We start from the raw sequence: 5,324 nt of genomic DNA, 5'->3' as shown, positions 1-5,324 counted from the left end.
TAACAACTAATAAATTGTTAAAATAACCAATTTTAGGTACGACTGCATTTGATACCACTTAAAAATTCTATTTTTGTTACAAATATGAAAAACATGAAAAGAGTTATAGGCTTATTATGTATTGCCTTCGCAATTAACAGTTGTGATGATGGTAACTTAATACAAGAAGATATTAGTTTTGAAAATGTTACAGCTACGCAAAGTTGTACTAATGGCATAATTTACAAACTAAAAGACCAAGAAGCATTGCTACTGGACATCCCTTCGAGCAGCTTTGTTAATGAAACTTCAGCAGCTGGAAGTCCTACAGTGGTTAATATAAGTACATCAAACAGAGTAATCTATCGCTTTTATAACGGCGCAGTTACTTCAAGCACTATATGCGAAACTATTCCTCCGGCGTCTCCTATTGTAACAGATCAATGGACAGCAACCAAAGGCCAAGTTGTAATAACAACCAGCGCAACCAAAGTAACCAATGCAACAACTAACAGTACCCGAATCACTGGTTACAATCATAATATCGTTTTGAAAAATGTAACTTTTGAAAAAAGCAATGGAAACCAAGTGTACGAAACATTCCCGTTTGGAGATTACCAAACTACCGCTACAACCTTGCCTTTTTTATTCGATCAAACTTTAGATAAATGCAGTACATCTAATCAAGTTTACAACTTTACAAGCAGTGAAGCAATGCAACTTAATATCGATCCTAGCTTGATTGCAAATGCAGTTACTCCCTTAAATACACCCAGAACCGGGCTAATATCAACTACCACTAATAGCTTAACTTATCGTTTATTTACCGGTGGAGTTTTGACCAATAGCTACTTTTGTAACACCGTTACTCCAACGAGTCCAACAGTGAGTCAAGAGTGGAATGCAGTTGCCGGAGTAACTGGCGCAAGTGGTATTATTGAGGTCACAACAACTACTAGTGGACCTACTACTTTTAAGCATACAATTGTATTAAAAAAGGTAACTTTCAAGAAGGGAAATAATGACTTTTTATTAGGAGATAATTATGTTTTTGGTGACCTATTAACCACCAATTAAACGGCAAAAAAAACACCTCTAAAACATCAAAAAAAAGCGCTCATTTGTACCAACAAATGAGCGCTTTTTTAATGACTAAAACGTCTAGTTATCGACTACTTTGTTTGATAAAAACCTCGGTAGCACCTTGTCCATATTTTTGATAATTGGCCTCTTTAAAATCAATATTATCGTACCTACCTAGCAAGAAATCAAGCTCGGCTTTCAAGACACCTTCGCCAACTCCATGAATAAAAACAATCTTAGGGATCCTGTTTTTTATCGCAAATTCAATATGCCGTTTTGCAGTTTCGGATTGTAAAGTCAGAATATCATAATTTGACATTCCGCGTTTATTAGGAACTAATTTTTCGATGTGTAAATCGAATTCAGGCACCGAAACTTCGTGCTTATCTTTACGTTCTTTTACAAAACTACGTGGTTTTGGAATCTCTTTTTCCTTTTTTATTTCATCTATATTAATTCTTCTAATAGAATCCATTAAGTTACTGGAATCGTTTATTTTAAGTAACTCGTTGACAAAAAATGTCATCACAAATCCGTCCTCTGTTTCAATGGTTACTTCCTCTCCTTTGGTAGCAATTACGATTCCGTTTACCGCCTCATCTAGTACTGAAACTTTATCTCCTTTATTGATCATCTTCTTCTTCTTTTTCTTGGTTCTTACTTGGTGTTTTGGCACTCAGTTGCATCATTCCGTACATAAAAAAAACAATAGCAACTACCGTTACATAGACATTTTTATCGGGACTCACCTGCTCATAAAAAGCAACAATGATCGCAACAAGCATTATTAAAATTACAATTTTCTTCATTTCTATTTGTATCAGATTCCAAAAGTAACAAATTTAAAATTGGCTTCGTTTTTAATCAAAAAAGGTTTGTAAATATTTTGTAATTTTAGACCAAAATAAATAGCTTGAATTTAGAAAAATACATGTTGCCTTGCTTAAGCAAAACGCTCTTTGGAATGGAGTGTTTGGGTTGTGGTTTTCAGCGGTCACTCCTACTCCTTTTAGAAGGAGATTTTGAACGTTCTTTTCAAATGTATCCCGCCATTTTTACCTCCTTATTTTTCCTTCTTTCCATCCCTTTTCATTTCCTTTTTAAACGTATTTTTTCTCTAAAATTAGTTTTGATTTTAGGGATGATCAATGTTGTTTTCATGATTGCGGGATACATTTTTAAGCATCATTAGCACTCCTCAAAAAAATGTTTTCAACTAGGATATGAGGTTCCGGTATTTTCAAAAGTGCAGTGCATCGGGATCAATAAAATTCCGTTTGGCATCATTATCGAAAATCTCAAACCTAATATAATTACCAAGAAACTTCGTAAGTCTTAAAAAACGAAAAATCATTATGCGTCCAACAATTACCCTTTCATAGAAAAGCGCCTAAAATCAGAATCGACAATTGAATCAATATTAAAAAGAGTTCGGTATCTTTGTTTCACTCTGTAATAAAAAAAAAGAAGCATCTGCCATTCCTGCCACCACTAAATTAAATAGCGGGCTCTATGACCGATGGAATACTTATTGTTTGAATAAAAAGAGTACCATTTTCAATTTCTACTAACATTTCAACCCCATAATCATGACAAAAGATCTGATTATTAAAAATATTGGTTTATTAAAAAGCCACTCGACAATTAATTACAGTATCAAAACAAAGACAGAAGTTTTTACCGAGAAATTATTCTACACTTTATTCGATAGTAATGCCCCTTTACAACAGAGTATTGACGAATTAGAAAAACAATTCAAAGAAATATCGGCAATTGCCTGTAAAAAACCACACGCCTTGTGCGATTCCTATTGGGATAGTTTTCTTGAAAAACTCCCCTCAGTTCTTGAAAAGCTCAATCAAGATGCAACTTATATTCTTAAGAACGATCCTGCTTCCAACAGCATCGAAGAAGTTTATTTGGCCTACCCTGGATTTTATGCTATTGCAATATATAGATTAAGTCATGAGTTGTACAAGCTAGACTTGCTGCTATTTTCTAGGCTAATGAGTGAGTATGCGCATCGTATCACAGGAACGGATATCCATGCAGGTGCCCAAATTGCATCGCCATTTTTCATTGATCATGCCACCGGAATCGTAATTGGCGAGACCGCTGTGATTGCTAAAAATGTCAAAATCTACCAAGGAGTTACGCTTGGAGCACTTAGTGTAAGCAAGGATATGAAGGATGAAAAAAGACATCCAACCGTAGAAGAAGACGTATGTATTTATGCAAATGCAACCATTCTTGGCGGAACTACCGTTATTGGTCGCAAAAGCATCATTGGAGGAAATGCCTGGGTAACAAAATCCATTCCAGCCAAATCAATGGTTTTAAACACCACAACAACAGAAGTAAAAATTAAAGAGATCAAATAATATGAAACCTCAAAATATTTTAAACCTAATAGGTAACACCCCATTAGTAGAATCAGTAAACCTGGTTAAAAATAAAAATGTAAAATTACTATTAAAACTCGAAGGCAATAATCCTGGAGGTAGCGTTAAAGACCGAGCAGCTTACAATATGATTGCTTCTGCTTTAGAACGTGGCGATATCAAAAAAGGCGATAAATTAATCGAAGCCACCAGCGGAAACACCGGAATTGCTTTAGCGATGATTGCGCAGTTAATGAACATCGAAATTGAATTGATCCTGCCTGAAGATTCTACTAAAGAACGAACACAAACAATGAGAGCATATGGCGCCACTGTGATCCTTACACCAGCAAAAGAAGGAATTTTAGGCTCAAGGGATTATGCTGATAAAAAAGTGGCTGAGGGAGGCTATATAATGCTAAACCAGTTTGCCAATGATGACAATTGGAAAGCACACTACAAAACAACTGGTCCCGAAATATGGAATGACACGGAAGGAACCGTAACGCATTTTGTTGCAGCCATGGGAACAACAGGAACAATCATGGGAACGTCTACTTATTTGAAAGAGAAAAACCCAAATATCCAAATCGTAGGTGCGCAACCTAGTGACGGGTCTCAAATTCCTGGAATTAGAAAATGGCCACAAGAATATTTACCTAGAATTTTTGATTCCTCAAAAGTAGATCGCGTTGTCGAAGTAAGTGAAGCTGAGGCTCGCGCCATGACAAAACGTTTGGCACTTGAAGAAGGTGTTTTTGCAGGTATGAGTAGCGGCGGCTCTGTAGCTACAGCAGTAAAAATTGCAGAAGAAATGGAATCAGGCGTAATCGTAGCTATTATTTGCGATCGCGGAGACCGTTATTTATCCTCTGATTTATTTGACTAAATGATAACAATTGTTAGAACAACCGCCGATAATCCTGATTTTATACATTTGATTCAAGCGCTCGATAGAGACATTGCAATTAGAGATGGAGAAGAACATACTTTTTATGCTCAATTCAACAAAACAGATCATATCAAGCACGTGCTTGTAGCGTACGAAGACGATCAAGCTTTGGGTTGTGGCGCCTTTAAGTTGTACCAAGACGCAACTGCTGAGATTAAAAGGATGTATGTAGCACCCGAAGGTCGCGGAAAAGGAATTGCAACTCAAATATTGATTCACTTGCAACAATGGGCAGCAGAAAATCATTTTACCAATTGCATCCTTGAAACAGGACAAAGGTATCCCGAAGCGATCGCGCTGTATTTAAAAAATGGCTTTGAAATCGGGGACAACTACGGTCAATACATTGGAATAAAGGATAGTGTTTGCTTTCAGAAAAAAATATAACCATCAGAGGCGCTACGAATTGTAACGCCTTTTTTTATTGCTATTAATTTCTTTGTCAAAAAAATAGTTATTATCTTACTTTTATACTATATTTGAAAACGAGTAAATTAAACTACTTTTTTATGACGCCTACAATAAAAGCAGCCTACACTGATCTTATTTCATTTTTAAAAAATCCAGTAGACGAGACTGGAGAATCAATTTCCTGGAAACAAAAAATCAAACTACTATTTTCGTTACACGCTATTGAAATTCCTTTTGTTCTAGTTATCACCCTTCTTTTGCAAGGTCTTGAATCTCTAGAATTGATTGACCAAAAAGACCACGCTGTTTTTAAAATGACGCAATCAATGCCTGCTGCGAAAGTTCTTTTAGTCTCGGTAATTTTTGTCCCTTTTTACGAAGAACTATTATTTCGATTGTACTTACGCTACCGCTACAATTACATTTTCACAGCAATTATTGGTCTAGCCTCGCTAGGTGGTCCTACAAACCGCGCAAAAACAGCTAGGAGCCTACATTCCTTTTGGATAAAACGATAC

8 protein-coding genes are annotated in these 5,324 nt (G+C 36.0%); 6 read left to right on the top strand and 2 right to left on the bottom strand.

Annotated features, from left to right (window positions below; translation table 11 throughout):
- The first annotated feature begins 93 nt into the window (after positions 1 to 93).
- A complete protein-coding gene (locus P8M54_RS06765) occupies positions 94 to 1,056 on the top strand; it encodes a hypothetical protein (protein WP_300286534.1) in 963 nt (320 codons plus the stop codon).
- Between the two features lie 88 nt (positions 1,057 to 1,144).
- On the opposite strand, the gene P8M54_RS06760 is transcribed toward P8M54_RS06765, so the two are convergent.
- Together P8M54_RS06760 and P8M54_RS06755 are read right to left on the bottom strand one after the other, a co-directional pair.
- Positions 1,145 to 1,696 carry a Smr/MutS family protein gene (locus P8M54_RS06760; protein WP_300286532.1) on the bottom strand — a complete coding sequence of 184 codons (552 nt, stop codon included), beginning with the start codon at positions 1,694 to 1,696 and terminating at the stop codon, positions 1,145 to 1,147.
- Complete coding sequence (locus P8M54_RS06755; protein ID WP_300286530.1) at positions 1,686 to 1,871, bottom strand: hypothetical protein; 186 nt, start codon at positions 1,869 to 1,871, stop codon at positions 1,686 to 1,688. Before P8M54_RS06755 ends, P8M54_RS06760 begins: the two co-directional genes overlap by 11 nt.
- 104 nt (positions 1,872 to 1,975) lie before the next feature.
- On the opposite strand from P8M54_RS06755, the gene P8M54_RS06750 reads away from it, so the two are divergent.
- The 5 genes from P8M54_RS06750 to P8M54_RS06730 form a co-directional block, all read left to right on the top strand.
- Complete coding sequence (locus P8M54_RS06750) at positions 1,976 to 2,254, top strand: DUF2752 domain-containing protein (protein WP_300286528.1); 279 nt, start codon at positions 1,976 to 1,978, stop codon at positions 2,252 to 2,254.
- A gap of 397 nt (positions 2,255 to 2,651) precedes the next feature.
- Positions 2,652 to 3,443, top strand: coding sequence for a serine O-acetyltransferase EpsC (epsC, locus tag P8M54_RS06745; RefSeq protein ID WP_300286526.1), 792 nt, complete (start codon positions 2,652 to 2,654; stop codon positions 3,441 to 3,443).
- 1 nt (position 3,444) lies between these two features.
- Positions 3,445 to 4,332: a cysteine synthase CysM gene (cysM, locus tag P8M54_RS06740; RefSeq protein WP_300286524.1), complete on the top strand. Its 888-nt coding sequence runs from the start codon at positions 3,445 to 3,447 to the stop codon at positions 4,330 to 4,332.
- Positions 4,333 to 4,782, top strand: coding sequence for a GNAT family N-acetyltransferase (locus tag P8M54_RS06735; RefSeq protein ID WP_300286522.1), 450 nt, complete (start codon positions 4,333 to 4,335; stop codon positions 4,780 to 4,782).
- A 122-nt stretch (positions 4,783 to 4,904) separates the two neighbouring features.
- A partial coding sequence (locus P8M54_RS06730) for a hypothetical protein (protein WP_300286520.1) occupies positions 4,905 to 5,324 on the top strand: 420 nt, incomplete at its 3' end.

Origin of the sequence: Flavobacterium sp. (assembly GCF_029242675.1) — a bacterium.
Classification (GTDB): Bacteria; Bacteroidota; Bacteroidia; order Flavobacteriales; family Flavobacteriaceae; genus Flavobacterium.
Note: the sequence above shows the minus strand (reverse complement) of the source record. Positions and strands in the feature narration are given on the sequence as shown.

Bases quoted from the DNA above. Each gene is read 5' to 3' on its own strand.
- P8M54_RS06765 (WP_300286534.1), top strand. From the start codon at position 94: ATGAAAAGAGTTATAGGCTTATTATGTATTGCCTTCGCAATTAACAGT.
- P8M54_RS06760 (WP_300286532.1), bottom strand. From the start codon at position 1,696: ATGATCAATAAAGGAGATAAAGTTTCAGTACTAGATGAGGCGGTAAAC.
- P8M54_RS06755 (WP_300286530.1), bottom strand. From the start codon at position 1,871: ATGAAGAAAATTGTAATTTTAATAATGCTTGTTGCGATCATTGTTGCT.
- epsC (WP_300286526.1), top strand. From the start codon at position 2,652: ATGACAAAAGATCTGATTATTAAAAATATTGGTTTATTAAAAAGCCAC.
- cysM (WP_300286524.1), top strand. From the start codon at position 3,445: ATGAAACCTCAAAATATTTTAAACCTAATAGGTAACACCCCATTAGTA.
- P8M54_RS06735 (WP_300286522.1), top strand. From the start codon at position 4,333: ATGATAACAATTGTTAGAACAACCGCCGATAATCCTGATTTTATACAT.